General features: G+C 47.1%; 13 protein-coding genes. 5 read left to right on the top strand and 8 right to left on the bottom strand.

All coding sequences use genetic code 11. The annotated features are described in order from the left end of the window. Position 1 precedes the first annotated feature (1 nt). From tsaC to GCD22_RS14040, 8 genes are all read right to left on the bottom strand, one after another. Positions 2-562, bottom strand: coding sequence for an L-threonylcarbamoyladenylate synthase type 1 TsaC (gene tsaC, locus GCD22_RS14075; RefSeq protein ID WP_031568582.1), 561 nt, complete (start codon positions 560-562; stop codon positions 2-4). 15 nt (positions 563-577) lie between these two features. Continuing rightward, positions 578-1,840 (bottom strand): phosphoribosylamine--glycine ligase, encoded by a 1,263-nt coding sequence (purD, locus tag GCD22_RS14070; RefSeq protein WP_031568580.1) that lies wholly within the window; start codon positions 1,838-1,840, stop codon positions 578-580. Between the two features lie 11 nt (positions 1,841-1,851). After that, positions 1,852-3,417 carry a bifunctional phosphoribosylaminoimidazolecarboxamide formyltransferase/IMP cyclohydrolase gene (gene purH, locus GCD22_RS14065; protein WP_031568579.1) on the bottom strand — a complete coding sequence of 522 codons (1,566 nt, stop codon included), beginning with the start codon at positions 3,415-3,417 and terminating at the stop codon, positions 1,852-1,854. Between the two features lie 349 nt (positions 3,418-3,766). Next, positions 3,767-5,245, bottom strand: a complete 1,479-nt coding sequence (gene wbaP, locus GCD22_RS14060) for an undecaprenyl-phosphate galactose phosphotransferase WbaP (RefSeq protein WP_226856043.1) — start codon at positions 5,243-5,245, stop codon at positions 3,767-3,769. Positions 5,246-5,363: 118 nt separating this feature from the next. Then, positions 5,364-6,533 (bottom strand): glycosyltransferase family 4 protein, encoded by a 1,170-nt coding sequence (locus tag GCD22_RS14055; RefSeq protein WP_153940847.1) that lies wholly within the window; start codon positions 6,531-6,533, stop codon positions 5,364-5,366. Continuing rightward, entirely contained in the window at positions 6,530-7,672 is a 1,143-nt protein-coding gene (locus tag GCD22_RS14050; RefSeq protein WP_081577461.1) for a glycosyltransferase family 4 protein, read from the bottom strand. Before GCD22_RS14050 ends, GCD22_RS14055 begins: the two co-directional genes overlap by 4 nt. A gap of 12 nt (positions 7,673-7,684) precedes the next feature. Then, a complete protein-coding gene (locus GCD22_RS14045) occupies positions 7,685-8,668 on the bottom strand; it encodes an NAD-dependent epimerase/dehydratase family protein (protein ID WP_031568573.1) in 984 nt (327 codons plus the stop codon). Position 8,669: 1 nt separating this feature from the next. Further along, entirely contained in the window at positions 8,670-9,776 is a 1,107-nt protein-coding gene (locus tag GCD22_RS14040; RefSeq protein ID WP_031568571.1) for an NAD-dependent epimerase/dehydratase family protein, read from the bottom strand. Between the two features lie 773 nt (positions 9,777-10,549). Here GCD22_RS14040 and GCD22_RS14035 point away from each other — a divergent pair. The 5 genes from GCD22_RS14035 (at position 10,550) to GCD22_RS14015 (ending at position 17,635) form a co-directional block, all read left to right on the top strand. Further along, a complete protein-coding gene (locus GCD22_RS14035) occupies positions 10,550-11,617 on the top strand; it encodes a polysaccharide biosynthesis/export family protein (protein ID WP_226855993.1) in 1,068 nt (355 codons plus the stop codon). An 11-nt stretch (positions 11,618-11,628) separates the two neighbouring features. Then, the gene (locus GCD22_RS14030; RefSeq protein ID WP_081577460.1) at positions 11,629-14,148 is read left to right on the top strand and encodes a GumC family protein; all 2,520 of its coding nucleotides are present in this window, start codon (positions 11,629-11,631) and stop codon (positions 14,146-14,148) included. 50 nt (positions 14,149-14,198) lie between these two features. Continuing rightward, positions 14,199-15,671, top strand: a complete 1,473-nt coding sequence (locus GCD22_RS14025) for an oligosaccharide flippase family protein (protein WP_051690713.1) — start codon at positions 14,199-14,201, stop codon at positions 15,669-15,671. Positions 15,672-15,737: 66 nt separating this feature from the next. After that, the gene (locus GCD22_RS14020; RefSeq protein WP_051690714.1) at positions 15,738-16,682 is read left to right on the top strand and encodes a glycosyltransferase family 2 protein; all 945 of its coding nucleotides are present in this window, start codon (positions 15,738-15,740) and stop codon (positions 16,680-16,682) included. Continuing rightward, positions 16,679-17,635, top strand: a complete 957-nt coding sequence (locus GCD22_RS14015) for a glycosyltransferase (RefSeq protein WP_080707854.1) — start codon at positions 16,679-16,681, stop codon at positions 17,633-17,635. Before GCD22_RS14020 ends, GCD22_RS14015 begins: the two co-directional genes overlap by 4 nt.

Raw genomic sequence — 17,635 nt, 5'->3', positions numbered from 1 at the left:
TTTAACTCCTTAAAGTCTGACCGGTACGGGCATCGACAATTCTGCTTGGACGGCGCTGCCTACCCAGTCGGGCATGCAGTACCGGAAGATGTTTTCCAAAATAGCGGCGGATGGTCCGCAAGTCACGGGCGGGTTGCTGACCAGCGCGATTGGCACTGGTTGAGACAATGGCGCTGCCAAAAGCCCGGGTCAGAGCGCGGACCCCAGAATGATTGCTGACCCGAACGGCCACGCTGGTATGCCGTCCGCGAATCCAGGTCGGAACCTGCCGACGGGCGGGCAGCACCAGGGTGGTCCCCGGCCAGTATTGTTCCAGCAGTGCCGGACTTATGCCCTGATCCGACCAGAAGGCGGCAGTTTCGGAGCGGCGTCCGGCAATGAGCAAAACGCCCTTGTGTTGTGGGCGCTTTTTCAAATGCAGAATACGGCGTAAAGCTCGCCGTTGCCGGGGATCACAACCCAGCCCCCAGACCCCTTCCGTGGGGTAGGCAATGACCCCGCCCCGACGCAGATGCGTAACCAGCTGGCGTAATTCCTGACGACGCGGAGTATGACCTGGCATACGTCTCAGACCTGCCTAGTCACGGCGTAAACCTAAATGACCAATATCCCGACGGAACTGCACCCCGGACCAATGGATTTTAGCGACTACTGAATAAGCATGATGCTGGGCAATGGCGAGACTATCGCCCAGCGCGGTCACACCCAGCACCCGCCCACCAGCCGTAGCCACATGACCATCTACACTTTTGGTACCCGCATGAAACACCTTAACGGTATCCGTTTCGGCTGTACCCAGTCCGGCAATGGCATCCCCCGTGCGCGGATGCTCAGGATATCCCTCAGCCGCCATCACTACGCACAAGGCGCTGCGCTCGTCCCATTCCAGTTCAGGCGGTAATCGCTCACCCAGGGCAGCCAGCAGCAAGACCGTATAAAGATCCGAGCGCAGGCGCATCATCAGCGGCTGGGTTTCAGGATCGCCCAGGCGGCAATTGAACTCCAGCAACTTCGGCCCATCCCGGCCAATCATCAAGCCGGCATACAAAAACCCGCAATACGGCGTGCCGTCAGCCATCAGACCCTGCGCTGCAGGGCGCATGATTTCCCGCAGCACCTGCTCGCTCATGGCCGTGTCCAGCACCGGGGCAGGGGAGTAGGCACCCATCCCACCCGTATTGGGCCCCTGGTCATCATCGAGCAGGCGCTTATGATCCTGAGAACCCGCCAGAGGCAGCACCTGACCATCGACAATAATGGCGATAAAGCTGGCTTCCTCACCTTCCAGGAATTCTTCAATGATGATGGGGCCCCACTGCAGAAACTGCCGTACTGCGGTTTCTGCTTCCTGCATGGTACTGGCTACCACCACGCCTTTGCCTGCAGCCAGGCCATCGGCCTTGACCACCACCGGCAGCGGGTGCCCATGCAGGTATTCCAGAGCATGGGTAGTGTCCGTAAAACGTTCGTAACGGGCGGTCGGCAGCCCGTGACGCATCATGAAAGCCTTGGCATGGGCCTTGCTGCCCTCCAGCATGGCCCCCGCCTGATCCGGACCAAAAACCGGAATTCCGGCGCGGCGAAGAGCATCTCCCACTCCCGCCACCAGTGGTGCTTCCGGTCCAATCACCACCAGTTGAATATCCAGAACATGCGCCTCAGCCACTACCGCCTGAGGATTGTTGGGATTCAGCTTCAGGTTGAACAGCTTCTCTTCACCGGCCGTGCCAGGGTTACCGGGCGCGCAATAGACGGTCTCGACCTGTTCTGATTGGGCCAGCTTCCAGGCGATGGCATGTTCACGACCGCCGCCTCCCAAAACCAAAACCTTCGCACCCATAAATATCCCTCTTAACCGTGGCGGAAGTGACGGACGCCGGTAAACACCATGGCAATTCCATGCTCATTGGCGCTGGCGATGACTTCTTCATCGCGAATGGAGCCGCCGGGCTGAATAATAGCTTTCACTCCGGCAGCGGCCGCCGCATCAACCCCGTCCCGAAACGGGAAAAAGGCATCGGAAGCCAGTGCCGCGCCGTGCAAATCAAAGCCCAGATCCAGTGCCTTGGCGGCCCCGCAGCGGGCCGCATCTACCCGACTCATCTGTCCCGCGCCAATACCCACGGTCTGCCCTTCACGACCATAGACAATGGCGTTGGATCGTACATATTTACCAACCCGCCAGACAAAGGCGAGGTCACGTTGCTCCTGCAGGTTGGGCGCGCGCGCGCTGACCACCTGCCAGTCGTCTTCCATTTCCATGGCCTGATCAAATTCCTGCACCAGCAGACCACCACGCACCCGCTTGTAGTCCCAGCCCGGACGCTGCCATGCGTGACCGTCTTCAAAAGCCAGCGCCCGCAGGTTTTTCTTTTTGGCCAGAATCAGGCGGGCATCGGGCAAAATGGCCGGAGCCAGTACCATCTCGACAAACTGATTACTGATCAGTTCAGCGGTTTGGGCATCCAACGGCGCATTAAAGGCAATGATGCTGCCAAAGGCCGACACCGGGTCGCCCGCCCAGGCGCGCTGAAAGGCACTGAGCAAATCCTGACCCAAAGCTACCCCACAGGGGTTCCCATGTTTGACCACGCAGCAGGCCGGTTCCGAGAATTCCATGACCAGAGCGACGGCCGCATCCCCATCGCCAATGTTATTGTAGGAAAGCGCCTTGCCCTGCAACTGATGGGCATCTGCCAGCCCCCCGCCACTGCCATCGCGGTAAAAAGCCGCCGCCTGATGGGGGTTTTCGCCATAACGTAATTCCTGCACCTTCTCGAACTGCAGGGAAAGGGTCTGGGGAAACTGACTTTGCTGGCCTTCCACATTGCGGCTTGACAAATAATTGGCAATAGCTCCGTCGTACTGGGCGGTATGAGCAAAAACCTTGGTCGCCAGATGAAAACGGGTAGCCGCCCCCACGCCACCGTGGCTTTGTTCCATTTCCTGCAAGACGCGGGAATAGTCATCAGGATCAACGAGAACTGTCACTCCTTCCCAGTTTTTGGCCCCGGCCCGGAGCATGGTCGGTCCACCAATATCAATATTTTCGATGGCATCTTCCAGCGTGCAGTCGGGGCGCGCCACGGTTTCGGCAAACGGGTATAAATTAACGCAAAGCAAATCAATGGGAAGGATATCCTGCTCCGCTATTTGCCGATCGTGGTCAGCATTACCGCGACGGGCCAGCAGGCCACCATGAATTTTGGGGTGCAGGGTTTTCAGGCGGCCCTCCAGCATTTCCGGAAAGCCGGTGTAATCGCCCACTTCCTGAACGGCAATACCGTCGGCCATCAACACCTTGGCGGTTCCACCCGTAGACAGAATTTCCACCCCAAAGTCGCGCAGTCGCCGTGCAAACTCCACCACCCCGCGCTTATCAGAAACGCTGATGAGCGCCCGTGTTATTTCACCCATAAAGCCATGCCACCTTTGCCAGCCTAAAATTAAAAAAGGTACGATCAGGAGACCTGTCGTACCCAAACCTCCTGATGGAGGGAGCGTTCTTACTCGCATAACGCAAACTGCGTTAACGGAATGAGGCTATTGTAGAAGAGCCGCGCGGGGGATGCAAGCTGTCGGACAGCTGCGACACACCAGCAGCGGAACAGTTTTTGTCGTAGATGCTGAGATTCTCGTCGTAGTCCGTCTTAGGTGGATGCCTGATCTTACTATGTGGCGTTAAACCTGTTCGGACATGAGCACGAGCACGGCCGAATGGTGTCAGGATCTTAGACCAGACACCATTGCTGGTAGCGTCTTATGTTTAGTAGGCCCCGCTTTTCGAAAAAACCACCTTGATGGTGCGCAACAAAATGACGATGTCATACCATAGAGACCAGTTTTTTACATACCAGGCATCCAGATCTGCACGGTCTGCAAAGGTGGTTTCCGAACGTCCACTCACTTGCCAGAGACCCGTTATACCTGGCTTTACCTGGGCGTAGAGATTAATACCGTCACCATATCGGTTGATTTCGCGTGCCAGCAGGGGGCGCGGCCCAACCAGACTCATCTGACCCAGTAACACATTGAATAATTGAGGTAGTTCGTCCAGACTGGTGGCTCTTAGCAGACGCCCGGTTCGAGTCACTCGCGGGTCGTTTCTCAACTTGAAATTTCTGGAGTATTCAGCAGCTATATCTGGATTGGTTTCCAAATATTCACTTAATTTTGCTTCGGCATCATGCACCATGCTCCGGAACTTGAAACAACGAAAAGTTTTTCCGTTATGACCGACCCGCTCTTGTGCAAAAAATATTTTTCCACCATCTTCAGATTTTATTTTCCAGGATAAATAAGCAAGAACAGGGGAGACCGCAATGATGATCAAAGACGCGGCTAGCAGGTCAAATATGCGTTTCAGAATACGTGGACCGGGTCGGGCGAGGTTGTCGCGTACCCGCAGCATAAAAACTTCCTGACTGAAAAAATGCATGACTTCCAGACCGAAAAGCGGTAAACCCCGCAAAGGCGGTGCAATGGTCAAACGGGGATAACCAAAACCCAAGGTGCGCACCAAGTGTTCTTGTGCCTCCCATTGCTCCATGTCCAATGCCAAAACAACGTGCGGGTTGCCCAAATCCGCTAATTGGCCGATCGGGTCATGACTCAGAGGCTCCATTCCAACCGGTGGATAATTCTGTCTTTCAGCTGACAAGCAGGCATTGTCAGGAATCAGGATTTTTTTGATGGAGTAGCCCAGTAAGGGTTCGCTGGTCAGGGCGCGAATGGCTTCGAGAGCATTTTTTCCGCAACCAATAATGACAACGGGCTTCGCCCAGGCCCCAAGACGAGCCAGCATCCAGCGCGTGGAATGTCGGGCGACGGGTAGAAACAAAAATACAAGACCCCATGTGGAAAATAACCACAGTCTTGAAAGAGGCCATTTCCCAATGAACGCGATAGCTGAATTAAGGGCAATAAAAAGAATGAGAACAGCTAACACATCTCCTGCTTCATCCCAAAAAGCTTTTCTTTGGCTATAGTGCCCCTTGATGGCAAAGCTGATAATGACGGAGACGGTTAATATTAAAAAAAGCAATGTGTTAATTTGAGCCAGGCTCCCCCACCAATGCTGAAGAACCCACAGCGGATTAATATCATAGTAGAGTGCGTGAGAAAGCCGGGCAAAGTAAAAAGCGGCAAGAAAGGCTAAAATATCTCCCAGCGCCATAATAAAAGGCGTCCAGCTAGACCATTGGAAGGTAGAGTGTGTGCGCATACTGATTCTTATGGTGGCCATTGTTCATTCTCCGAGCTTCGGCATGGACAATTCCCGATAGGCAAGCCGCAGAGAAAACCTGAGAACCAGCATATCCTGTGACGACTATCGAGAGCAATGATGATATCTTCTGCGGAAACTAGACAGATTCTCCACAAAGGGTCGTTTTTTGCTGGTTAAAACAAACAGTGATGATGTCATCCAGACGTTTGTGCATATTGTCAAGGGAAAACCGGTTGAGAGCTGTTTCCCTGCCACGTTGCGCCATCAGCAAAGCCTGTTCTGGTTCATTAATGATCTCAGAAAGAACAGATTGCAGAGCCTGAGAATCGCCCGGGGTATAGAGCATTCCCGTGACGCCATTTTCTATGATTTCATTGGGCCCCCCGGATTTGCTGGCAACTACCGGCCTTCCGGAAAGCATACCTTCAACGATTACGCGACCAAAAGGCTCAGGTGCAATAGACGTGTGTGCGATTATATCGCAAGTCTTCATAAGTTCAGGGATATCACTCCGAAAGCCGAGCAGCTTTACTCTGTTTTCCAGGCCAAGAGTTTTGATTTCCTGTTCCAGATGTTGAGCGTAAGCATCCTCTCCGAACATGGGGCTGCCAACAATCAAGCCGTGTACTGCCGGCATCATAGCAAGCGTCCTCAAGAATACATCCTGCCCTTTCCAGGGGGATAGTCTGCCAAAAACACCAACCAGAGGCCGACTATCAAAGCCTAAGGCCTCACGCTGGTTTTCCTGAGAATTAGCAGTTTGGACAAATGGTTTCGTATTAAAAGCATTATAAATTAAATGAGTATTATCGTTACGACCAGTCAAAATCTGGAGAGCTTCTTTTGTTGACTTCGAGTTGACCAAAATTTGCGTAGACTTCCTTGCGGTATATCGAGCGGCCAGCAATTGAGCCTTGCCAAAATGCTCGGAATTCAAAATATCATGCAAGTACCAGACGACAGGTTTGGACGCTAATTGTCCAGCAAGAACAGAGATAAGACCAGCCTTTTGTGAGTTAGCAAAGATAAAATCGAAATTTTTTGCTTCCTGAGCTACGCTTCTGGCTAGACGAACCAATGAAGTGATGCTTGCCATGGGAATACGAGAACCCCTACGAATATTATTAAGGGCGCCATTTGGAATAATTATTTCAACTTTAACCTGACGTTTTACGAGTTCAGCGCGGAGTGGACCATCTTCAAATAAAATAACTTTGCTACCATCTTTATATGGTGTAACAATGTCCAAAAGCGCTAATTCACCACCACTAAGTTTTGCTGTTTGATCAACGAATAAAATATTCATGACATTGCCTCCCGATAAATTGCAGAAATCTTCGGAGTAACTGCTTTCCAATCGTAACGATTTGCATAGACTTGGCAAGACTCAGGCGAAGGCATTTTTGTTGTCCCGGATAAAATGCTAATAATTGATTCAGATATTGCTTTGCTCCCGATATCTCTGGTTATCCATTCAGGATTGAAAGGTTTTATGATTTCTGGTAACCCCCCTACTGGGGTAACCAGTACAGGTGTGCCAGTTGCCATGGATTCTGCCGTTATGAGACCAAATCCCTCTAAAGAAGTGCTGGGAACAACAGTGAAGTCTGCAGCACGATAAGCCATTGAAAGTTTATCATCTGGTACGAAGCCGAGAAAGCGAATATTGTTTTTCAAGCCCATCTCATCAGCACTTTTAGCAAGCTCATTGGCCATATTGCCTTTGCCTGCAAGCATCAGGAGTACATCAGGAAACTTTTTACGGACGTCTTTTAATGCTATTAGAAGATTTTCCAGCCCCATCCGTCTGGAAAGACGACGGACAACGAAGAGGGTAGGTCTATCAGTGGGCCATCCCAGTTTTTTCCGAGCTTCTACCTTACCAATGGATATATTGAATTTTTCAGTGTCAATAGCACCGGGTACGACAGAAATTTTATCAACCGGAATTCGATAATCTTTTATCAAAATCTCCTTGAATGCTTCTGAAAGAACAATTAATTGGTTTGCTTTGCGGTAAACTTTTTTTTCAATATAATATTTTATAGCAGATCTGTTTTTTCCATTTTCCACTGCTGTTTCTTGAGCCCATGGCCCATGGAAGTGGACCACCAGAGCCTGTCGGGAAAGTAAATCAGCGGCAGGAAAACCATATAAGGCAAAATGGACACAAACAAGATCTGGATTAAACTCGTTGATTAATTTTTTTGTTGCAATGCGAGCATTGTACAATCTTTGCAAAAGTGGTAAATTTTTTTGTGAAAAAGCGCTGACCCGATTGTTGGTGCTTTTTTCTACTGCATTTGTTCCAATTACGAGACCACGACTTTGAATGTTTTGGTTTATTAGATGCTGGATCAAATCAAAATAATATCTTTCGAGTCCCCCAGAATGTTCAGGGAACCATGATGAACCCAGTTGTAGTGTTCGTATATTATAGGTCATTATTTTTCCAGATTAAAAATTATCCCAGTGTTTCTGGTACCAATGTATGGTTTTCTCCAGACCCTCTGTAAGCGCTGTTTTGGGATACCAGTCAAGTTTCTGTCGCGATTTGCTGATGTCGAGATACTTAATGGATGGAACAGACTTGATAGGACCGGAAAATATAGGTGTTCTTTTTTTTCCGTCGTAAGCCTGAGAGGCCTTGTTAGTGAGTTCCTTCAGAGCAGTGGGTACACCTGTCCCGAAATTAAAAGCTTCGCCAGCAATTGTTTCCAGATTTTCGGCAACACTAGTGTAGGCGTGTGACATGTCACCGATGTAAAGACAGTCAATTCGCGAACTGCCATCGTCGCGTGATCCAAAGTCATAGGGTGCAGCGGTTATCATGTTTTTAATCGCGCGGGGGATTATTCGGCTGAAATTACTATCGCCTGGGCCATATGTATTCATAAAACGGCACGCAGCAGTTTTCATACCATATACATGTGCGTACGTTCTAACCGCCACATCACCTGCTACCTTTGAAGGCGCATAAATGTTGGTGGCTGGTAGCGGTGGGTGATTTTCCAGAATGGCATTATCGGTTGATGTGGCTCCGTAATAGGCCCCACTTGATGCAAAAACAAGTCGTTCAGTGCAGCTTACTGTTCTTACAGCTTCCAGGATTGTATATGTGCCTTGAGCGTTGATGCTGAAGGTCTCCTGTGGAAGGATGTTGCTGATAGGAACGATAGGCTGCGCTGCAAGATGAAAAACCGTGTTTATCTCAAAGCGTTCCAAGGTTAAGCGAAGCAAATCCATGTCTCTGATGTCGCCTTGAATATAATTGACCTTCGATATCATGTCTGTGAGGACAAGATATGAGTTGGTGGGTAACCAACGGTCAAGCACATATACTAGGGCTCCTAAATTCAGGAGATGCTCACAAAGATGGGAACCGCCAAACCCGGCCCCCCCAGTGACGAGGCAGGGGCGCCCACTCCAGAATGGATTCATATCAGCAACCTTCATTCTTGGTTTTAAGATAATTTCGGTAAAAGCGAATGGTCTCGCGCAACGAACTCAGAAAATCAGCTTGTGACCTGAAACCTGTAGCATCTTCAATCTTGCTTCCATTAAGATGTTGCTTGGTAATGGCATGTACCGTAGCGCCAGTGCTGCGTACGTGTATGGATATACCATTATTCAGGATTTTTTCAGCCCGGTCACTGTCGAATTCTTTTTCCACTTGCACGGCCTGCTCGACGATGGTTTTCAGCATTTGTGGGGTAGGCAGATAGGTTCCAGCAGAAAGATTGTAGACTTCGCCACGACATTTTTTACCATGCGCCAGTAACAGGATGGCAGTCACCAGATCGTCTACATACAAATAGTCGCGATGGTGTTCAATGGCATCGAAATAAAGTTCCGGAGCTGTCGGCTCGGAATTTCCAAATATATTGGCCATGGCCTTGGGTAGAAGTCGGTAACCCATGTTGAAATCATAGGGACCATATATATTACACATGCGTAGAGTGACTGTCGGCAAGCCAAAGGCTTCGTGATAAGTCCTCGAAAATACATCTGCGGCAAGTTTTGCTGAATCATACACGCCGATGCCTCGGAGCGGAGTTAAATGTTCAGTGTAGGAATCGCCCTCCATCTCTCCATAAACTTTATCTGTAGAGGAGAGGAAAATCATATTTGGCTTATGATTAGCTGTCCGGCAGGCTTCAAGTACATTTACCCAGCCCATAGTATTAGCCATGATGGTGTCGTAAGGCGCGCTTACTGCTTTTTCAATCACTGTAGCGTACGCGGCAAAATGAAAAATGAAGTGGAAACGGCCTTCATGAATGATTTCCTTCATGGCGTTAACATCAACTACATCCGCTTTCTGGACGAGTACTTTGGAACGAAGATCCATAGAAGCGCAGTTCATGATTGAATCTCTTTGGGGATCTGTATTGATATCGACCACTGTCACGTTGGCACCCAGATCCACAAGACGTTTTGTTACATGACCACCAACGAAGCCGAAGCCGCCAGTAACTAGAACATTCTTGGCATCGAAAAATTCATTAAGGTGTTCATATTCAACGGTTAAGCGACCTGAAGTTGTCATTATCATTCTCCAAATATTTTTAAAATTACTAAGTTTGCAATGATTGAATACGGCCAGTGTGATGAATAAAAGCCTATCTAGGCAGGAATATAAGCATTTAACGTGCCAAAAAATTAATATAATAAAAACATGCTGTTAAAAAATATAACACTTTAGAAGGCTTCATAGAGTTGTATTATTTTTGTAACATATAATAGTGATTTTTGTCTTGAGATTGTTGCAACATTCTGTAAAGTTAGAATTTTATTTAGAATACGTTCATTGTTATACCGTTTGTGAACGCCAGAATTGCAGGTCCTTGCCCTTCTCTTGCTTGCTGATGTCAGTTACTACGTATGTATAAATGATATCTTCTTGACTTTCAAGGCCGATTTGTTCAGTTTACCCGGAGGATAGATGAATAGATTTTTATTCAATGAGGATCCGAGCAGAGAAGCTACCGGTTGTGAGTTATTGTTTTCGATTTGTAAGCTATGCGATACATAATTTTAATTTTGTTTGTTATAAGACCTTTTCCCTCGTCTTGAATATAGTGTGCGGGATTCAATTTGCCAGAACTAAAATTTTCAAATTATTGTTTTATAATATGATATATATTTTTTACGCTTCTTGATATGGATTCCTATATATTGGTATGATTTTTGCTTTGTAAGCGCTATGGTTGTTTGTGATCGCTGTTTTTTTGCTATTGCTTTTGTATGTCTGGGTTGTAGGTCTTAGCTGAGATGCAGGCAAGTTGATAACGTATCGTTAGTACTTAAGGATTATTCTACATGATCAACAGATTAAAGTTGTTGCTGGTGGTTGCTGGTGTACCAATTTTACTTGCGGGTTGCGCTTCGACTTTCTCCGCTGATCATGCAGTCTCTACAAAGAGGCTGCCCAGTCCGGTAATTGCGGTTAAACCCGAATCCTTGCCCGCCAGTACGATTAAAAAAATGCTTCATCCTGACATAGCTTATCATTTGGGCGCCGGAGATGTGGTATCGGTCTCGGTTTATCTGCACCCAATGCTTTCCGCTGCAGGTGTGACAAATGGTACGGGAATCCCTGGTGCTTTGGTGACGAATCAAGGGAACATCCAATTACCTGAACTCGGTCTGATTCATGTAGCAGGACTGACAACTGCCCAGCTGCAGCAGAAACTTACCAGAATGTATGCCAAATACATTATCCATCCAGATGTGACTGTTCAGCTTCAAGTTGCGCATAGCATTCGCTATTACTTGCTCGGTGAATTTACTGCGCCCGGTCTGAAATTTTCTGATAGAAATCTGAGCCTGCTGGATGCCATGGCTTTGGGTGGCACAGTGAATCTACCAGAGGCCGATTTGCGTGGGGCTTATATCGTACAAAACGGTAAGAAATTGCCGGTCAACTTCCATCAGCTACTCAGAGATGGCAATTTGAACCAGAATATACCCTTGGAAAGTGGCGACACGGTAGTTGTACCCAGCGTTGCCACAATGAGGGCATTTGTATTCGGGGCGGTAAACAAGCCAGGTCCTGTGCCTTTTGTAGATGGGCGCTTGGGATTGTTGCAGGCACTGTCTTCAGCGGGCATGGACACTACATCCCTTACCAACGCACAGCTCAGTGATATCCGTATTATTCGTTCGGAAGGTGCCAGCGGAGAATTGATTACAGTCAATGCACAAGCCATTCTTCAAGGGAAGGCTGCGCCATTTTTTCTGAAATCAGGTGATGTAGTATTTGTGCCGCAAACGGTTGTCAGCAATTGGAATCAGGTAATACAGCAAATTTTACCATCATTGCAAGCCATATCAGGGATATTGAATCCTTTTGTATCCATTAAGTATTTGTCTCAATCCAATAATTAGGAATAGATACCGTGACTGATCACACTGAAAATATGCATCCGTCCGAGAACGTCGATCTGCAACGGCGGCCATCAATTGCCAACAACTCTGAACGTATGGGAGATGAAGGAGAAAAAATTGATCTTTCTGCACTGCTTCGATCGTTGAAAAGACATTGGCGTTTACCCTTGGGACTCGCCGGAGTTGGTGCTGTTCTAGCCATTCTTATTACCCTGTTTTCGGTGCCTGTATTCGAGTCTTCCGGTTCTGTCTATCTGGGTAATGCAGAAAAGGATCAAGCAGCCGTGTCTGCTGCCACGGAAGGTCTGTCACTGGTGCCTGGCCTGGTTCAAGCCCCCAACCTTGAGACTCAGGTCCAGATTATGCAGAGTCGCCAGGTGGTTGAACGGGCCATCGTGCGGTCGGGAGTAAATGTTTCCATTTTAAATCCAGATCAGAGTCCTGTAGTCCATTTTTGGTATTGGCTGGTTAGCGGTCATTCCTTTAATATTTATGAACATCAGAAAACCGGTTTGCGAGCTACGCTTGCAAAAGCCGTAAATCCTGATATCTATGGAAAGTCATTGGATCTGAAATTTACTAAAGATGGTCACTATCAAATTTTCGATGATAAAAATTTGATATTGAACGGTGTGCTTGATGAGCCTGCAGTAAGCCCAAACCTACGTATAATCATTAAACCAGATGCTCAAGGGTTCATTCCTGGTAATAATAGTATTTATCATTTGACAGTCAGCTCGCCTCTGGCTGTTTACAAGGAATTTGCTGGCAATATTTCGGTAAGCCAAGACATTAAGGATAATGGTGGGACACCTACGCTGAGTTATTTGATCTATTTGTCTTTCAAAAATCCCAATCCCTATGTATCCCAAAGGTTCCTGAATAGCCTGATGTTGAGTTATCTGGAACAAACACATGCATGGGCTACGGGTCAAGCGTCATCTACCTATGATTATTTGAATGGACAACTGGAAAAAGTGCGAACCGCTTTGGCAACAGCGGACGGTAAACTGGCTCGCTATCAGAGTCACAGTGGCTTGTTGTCGGTGACTTCGAATGCTCAGGCGATGATCACCCAGATGACCAATTATGAAAGCCAACGCAATGCTCTTGATCTAAAGCTAAAAAATCTTCAACAAGTGTCTTCCGAACTCAGTGGTAAAGGTGGAAGCCATGTTGATTCTTATTTGGTCACTTCGTTGAATGATAGTGTGCTCAATAGCCTTTCTGAAAAATTGGTGACTGCCCAAAACCGCAAGGCTTCATTGGCGACCATGTACACTGACCGCGCCCCGGAAATTCAGCAACTGGATAAGGAAATTGCCTCTATCAGATCTGCGATTAGCAGCGTGATTCATAATCAGGAAGTACAAACACAACAGCAACTCAAGTCGCTGGATGGCGCGATTGAACAATACAAGGGCAAGATGGGGCAATATCCTAGGGAAGCCTTACAGGTTCTGTCTCTCACGCGATCCACGGAAGTGTTAGGCAAATTGTATATGTTCCTGCTCGAAAAACAGAAGGAAGCTGCCATCAGTAGGGCGAGCACGATTACCAAAAATCGCATATTAGATACTGCATTAGTCCATAGTGTTCCGGTTTCACCAAAGGCTTCTAAGGCTGTTCTCATAGGTGCTTTTTTGGGTTTACTCCTTGGTCTCGCTGTAGTCTTTGCGAGGTTTCTCCTGCACAAAGGGTTTCATTCGGATGAAGGAATTCTGAGTAGATATCCTTCGATACCACTATTTGGAAAATTACCAGAATATGAAGCCTTTCAGAGCGTGGGCGATTCAGCAAAAATCAAGCCAATTGTTCCTTCTGATCCTCGTTCCACATATGGAGAGGCGTTGCGTTTGTTGCGCGGGAAGCTTTATCTTGATTCCGGAGCGGGAAATGCAGGCAAGGTATTGATGTTTTCTTCGGCATTCCAGGGAGATGGAAAAACAACTGTGGTCAGTCAGTTGGCCGTGGCTTTAGCGAAAGACGGAAAACGCGCACTGTTGATTGATGCTGATCTCAGGCATCCACAGTTACATTCGGCATTTGATTGCAAACAAAGTCCGGGATTAGCGGAATATCTGGCAGGTAATGCAAAATTGGAGGACTGTACGCGCGTCATGACTAGATTTGATGTACCGCTGACTTGCTTACCCTCTGGTCAAACTCCCGATAGTCCAGTGGAGCTGATTGGCAAGGAGCGTTTTGCTGAACTAATTGATAAAGCTCGTTCCGAGTATGATTATGTACTCATAGATACACCACCGTTTCCTGTGCTGTCTGATGGCCTGATTATCGCCCGGTTGGTCGACCGCTTGGTATCTGTAATTCGCGTCGGTGAAACCCCTCGGTCGGCTTTTAAAGAGCACATACAAGGGGTGGCGGAAATTGGTTGCCCACAGGCCTTGTTAATTAATGGGGCTCCAACCTCTCAGGGAGGGGTGTACCACTATCACCCCAGATCTTCCGTTCGTTTGGATCTGGAGAACCGAGTGCGCAGCCTCATTAGTCAGTTCCAGAGAAAGCGTTGAAATGACGATAACGCACCTTGTAAGCGCCAATCTGTTGAGGATTCCGGGTCATGGCTGCTAGCCTAAAACTTAACACTTTATATAACTTGATGGGCAGTTTGTTGCCTATTGTGGTTTCACTGGTAACGGTCCCTTTGTATTTGCGGCTAATAGGTGTGGATGGATATGGAGTGCTGGCGATAGTTTGGTTGTTTCTGGGCTACTTTGGGGTTTTTGATCTTGGGTTGGGCATGGCATCAGCTAACCAGTTTTCAAAACTCTCTAATCACAAAGAGATGGCCAGCGTTTTCTGGACAGGGGTATGGACTAACCTGGTATTGGGGATAATAGGTGCGGGAGTCCTTTTTTTTCTGGGAGACTATTTATTCGAACACCTGTTTAAAATGTCCAACGAGATGCACGCATCGGTAGTGGGTGCCTTACCTTGGCTGGCGCTGGCGGTTCCTGTAATAACAGTAAGCGGAATTTTTTCCGGAGTAATAGATGGCCGCCAAAAATTTTTGATGCTCAATGCACTGGGTGTAGCAAGTACCTTTTTTTTGCAAGTCCTGCCGTTATTGACAGCCTATCTCCACGGCCCCAATTTGACATGGATTATTGCTGTGACGGTACTATCCAGGTTGTTGTTTGGTGCGTTGCCGATGGGCGTTGTAGCTATCCGGATTCTTGGGGCGGCCAAGCCTGAGTTACCTCAGTGGCACTGGGTAAAAAAGTTGTTGGGATATGGAGGTTGGACCACTATTTCAAGTATGGTGGTGCCGATAACTGGTGCCATGGACAAATTCATGCTTGGGAGTATGGTGGGTCCAGCTGCTGTTACTTTTTTTGCCCTTCCAGAGCGTCTGGCGCGTCAAGGTGCCATAGTTCCTGGCGCAGTTACCCGTGCATTGTTTCCTAAGTTGTCGGCTGGGAATGAATATGATGCACGAGAAATTACCTTACATTCCTTGGACCTCTTGCTCCTTATTCAGACGCCGTTGATTTGTGCCCTCATTCTTGTTTTGCAGCCTTTTCTCGGCATTTGGGTGGGCTGGTCGGTAGCAGAAAAAGCCGGGCCGGTTGGATTGATCATCGCTGCAACAATCTGGATAGTCGGCTTGAATTACTTCCCCTCCATGTTGTTGCAAGCACGTGGACGCCCGGATATAGCAGCAAAATTACGTATTTTGGAGTTGCTTCCATATTTTTTGGTGCTGTGGACAGCTATTCATTATTTAGGCTTGATTGGAGGAGGTATTGGGTTATTATTTGTATCTGTTCTGGATATGATTTTTTTGTTTTTTGGGGCTGGACTTCCTGTGTTCATGAACAAAATATTTTGGCAATCAGTGGCATGGATTTTTATTGCTGAATTTTTGGCTTGGAGTTTTTATAAAGCAGAGATGGCTTGGTACTTTTTTTCAACCTTGCTGATTATTCTTTCTATAATTTGGGTAGGATATGTTTCCCCTGAATTGAGAAATACGGTATTTATATGGGTTGGAAAAGTTGCTGGAAATAAATTCAAAGAGGTACAAAAATGATATTTTAAGATTTCTTTATATGGTGGCGCGATTGCATTTTTGTGCAGAAGTAAAGAGGCTTGTAAAATGTTAGAGAGAAGTGAAAAGGAAAATTGTAATCAGACTGTTGCTGGTAACCTTGGTGTATGCATATGCACCAGAAACAGGCCGGATGAGTTGGAACGATGTCTGTTATCGGTCCTTGCATGTGGTAAAGAAGTCAATGAAATAATTGTTTCTGATGACAGCACAGACACCAGAACTGCGGAAATGATTCGATTGAAGTTTCCTGTTGCAAAATATGTCACTGGTCCAAAAAAAGGGCTTGGTGCTAACCGGAATTGTGCCATTGATAGTGCTAGCAGTATGTATTTAATTTTTCTAGATGATGATTCAGAAATTGATCCTGGATTTGTTGCTGCTGTTGACGAATTGGTAGCCAAAGATAAATTAAATTTACAAAACACAATGGTTACGGGAAATCAGATAGAAGATGGGGTGAGTATAAAGCCGCATGATCAAAGTTTTCTGGGCTTTCAGAATGTATTTTACCAACCTGGAGAAGAGCTTAATACAGTAAATATTATGGCTACCGTTTTCCCTCGTTCCATGTTGAGTAAAGTCCGTTTTGATGACCTGTTGGTGTATGGGTATGACGAGGTAGATGTTTGCGCCAGATGCCGCCATTACGGAGCTGTTGTTAAATATTGCGATAAAGCTAACGTTTACCATTATCCTTCTGTAGTAAATAGAGATTATTATAGTCCATATACTGAATCATCAAGGATTTATGTGACGTTTAAACGCTATTATATGGTGGATAATAAGCGTTTAAAATCGTGGATTTTTCTGTTTATTGCCATGGCGCATTTATTACTATCAAGGATCAAGCATGAAGGATTTTGTGGTATAAAAAAATCATTTTTAATTGGCGTTAAAGCATTGGGCTATATTAGAGAGAATGCCAAATCATCTCAATGCTACAGAGAATATAAATCTTTTTTTAAAAATCTTTTAAGAAGGCTAATATGAGAATCAATGTTTTGATAAATGGTGGAAACAGGCCTCGGGATATGGAAAGGATGCTGTCGGCATTGATGGCGCAAACTCGCAAGCTTGATGCGTTGTTCATCTTGATTCATCCCCGTGATACCGAAACTGCTGATTTGCTGAAAAACATACTTGGTTCAGCTATCCCTTATACCCTGATCTACAAAGATCAATCTGGCCCTATTGCGGCCATGCTGAAAACTTTACATTTGATGTCTTGTGATGTGGTCGCCTTCACGCACGATGATGCTGCGCCTCGGCCGGATTGGTTGGCGAGGATAGAGAGTCTTTTTGCTTGTATGCCCGAGATGGCGGGTGTGGGAGGAAGAGATTTGCCGGTGTCTTCTAACTTTGAAAATACGCCTTACTGCGATGTGATGGGCAGGGTTACCTGGTATGGAAAAATTTACGCAAATCATCATTTACCCTGTTCGAGTGCCCGTAAAGTTGATTCTCTTTCCGGGGTTAATGCGGCTTATCGTCATGATATTCTGATGGCTACAGGTCTAAATCAGCGTTTGCAATGGCAACAGGATACAGTATGGTTTTGGGAGCTGGCGCTGGGCATGGCACTCAAAAAACAAGGTGTTAAGCAATGGTATGATCCCGACATGGTGGTAGAACATTTCCCCGGCAAACTGTTTTCTGATCAGAAGGATGGTTACTGGTCTGCCTCGACTCGCAAACGGGCGCAAAATGAAACATATATTCTTCTGAAATACCTGAGCATGTTCGGACGCTTCGCTTGTATGGTGTACGTTCTTATGGTTGGCAGCCGGGACAGCTATGGTTTGCTGCAAGTAATGCGCTATTTGCCCAGAGAAGGGAGCTTGGCCTTCCGTAAGATTCTGGATGCCTTGCGTGGACGCTATAATGGTATGCAGACATGGATGTTCCCTGACAACCCAATTCCGCACCAAATGATAAAGGAATAA

Source organism: Acidithiobacillus thiooxidans ATCC 19377 (assembly GCF_009662475.1).
GTDB lineage: Bacteria > Pseudomonadota > Gammaproteobacteria > Acidithiobacillales > Acidithiobacillaceae > Acidithiobacillus > Acidithiobacillus thiooxidans.
This window is presented reverse-complemented; position numbering and strand designations above follow the sequence as displayed.